This window comes from Gordonia sp. VNK1 (assembly GCF_040049135.1).
GTDB classification, from domain to species: Bacteria; Actinomycetota; Actinomycetes; order Mycobacteriales; family Mycobacteriaceae; genus Gordonia; species Gordonia oleivorans.
Map to the genome: position 1 here is coordinate 1 of NZ_JBDZDJ010000059.1, position 1,549 is coordinate 1,549.

The 1,549-nt window shown below is 55.7% G+C and carries 1 rRNA gene; it reads right to left on the reverse strand.

What is annotated here, in order from left to right:
* Positions 1 to 1,429: ribosomal RNA gene (locus ABLE94_RS26290) — 16S ribosomal RNA — on the reverse strand; the annotation flags it as partial.
* Positions 1,430 to 1,549 lie beyond the last annotated feature (120 nt).

The window sequence follows — 1,549 nt, forward strand, 5'->3', positions numbered from 1 at the left end:
GGGTTAGGCCACCGGCTTCGGGTGTTACCGACTTTCATGACGTGACGGGCGGTGTGTACAAGGCCCGGGAACGTATTCACCGCAGCGTTGCTGATCTGCGATTACTAGCGACTCCGACTTCACGGGGTCGAGTTGCAGACCCCGATCCGAACTGAGACCGGCTTTAAGGGATTCGCTCCACCTCACGGTATCGCAGCCCTCTGTACCGGCCATTGTAGCATGTGTGAAGCCCTGGACATAAGGGGCATGATGACTTGACGTCATCCCCACCTTCCTCCGAGTTGACCCCGGCAGTCTCCTGCAAGTCCCCAACATTACTTGCTGGCAATACAGGACAAGGGTTGCGCTCGTTGCGGGACTTAACCCAACATCTCACGACACGAGCTGACGACAGCCATGCACCACCTGTACACCAACCACAAGGGAATCGACATCTCTGCCGACGTCTGGTGTATGTCAAACCCAGGTAAGGTTCTTCGCGTTGCATCGAATTAATCCACATGCTCCGCCGCTTGTGCGGGCCCCCGTCAATTCCTTTGAGTTTTAGCCTTGCGGCCGTACTCCCCAGGCGGGGTACTTAATGCGTTAGCTACGGCACGGATCCCGTGAAATGGAACCCACACCTAGTACCCACCGTTTACGGCGTGGACTACCAGGGTATCTAATCCTGTTCGCTACCCACGCTTTCGCTCCTCAGCGTCAGTTACTACCCAGAGACCCGCCTTCGCCACCGGTGTTCCTCCTGATATCTGCGCATTTCACCGCTACACCAGGAATTCCAGTCTCCCCTGTAGTACTCAAGTCTGCCCGTATCGCCTGCACGCCTGCAGTTAAGCTGCAGAATTTCACAGACGACGCGACAAACCGCCTACGAGCTCTTTACGCCCAGTAATTCCGGACAACGCTCGCACCCTACGTATTACCGCGGCTGCTGGCACGTAGTTGGCCGGTGCTTCTTCTCCAGGTACCGTCACAAAAGCTTCGTCCCTGGTGAAAGAGGTTTACAACCCGAAGGCCGTCATCCCTCACGCGGCGTCGCTGCATCAGGCTTGCGCCCATTGTGCAATATTCCCCACTGCTGCCTCCCGTAGGAGTCTGGGCCGTGTCTCAGTCCCAGTGTGGCCGATCACCCTCTCAGGTCGGCTACCCGTCGTCGCCTTGGTAGGCCATTACCCCACCAACAAGCTGATAGGCCGCGGGCCCATCCCCAACCGCAAAAGCTTTCCACCAACCCCCATGCAGGAGAAAGTGAATATCCGGTATTAGACCCAGTTTCCCAGGCTTATCCCAAAGTCAGGGGCAGATCACCCACGTGTTACTCACCCGTTCGCCACTCGAGTACCCAGCAAGCTAGGCCTTTCCGTTCGACTTGCATGTGTTAAGCACGCCGCCAGCGTTCGTCCTGAGCCAGGATCAAACTCTCCATGAAAAAACACTGAAACCAAAGTTTCAACACAATCTCAGCCAGAGAGACAAAAAGAACCTGACCAAAAAACAATCCAAAAAACTGGCAAAAAAACAAACTCACAAACACCACCCCACAACACGC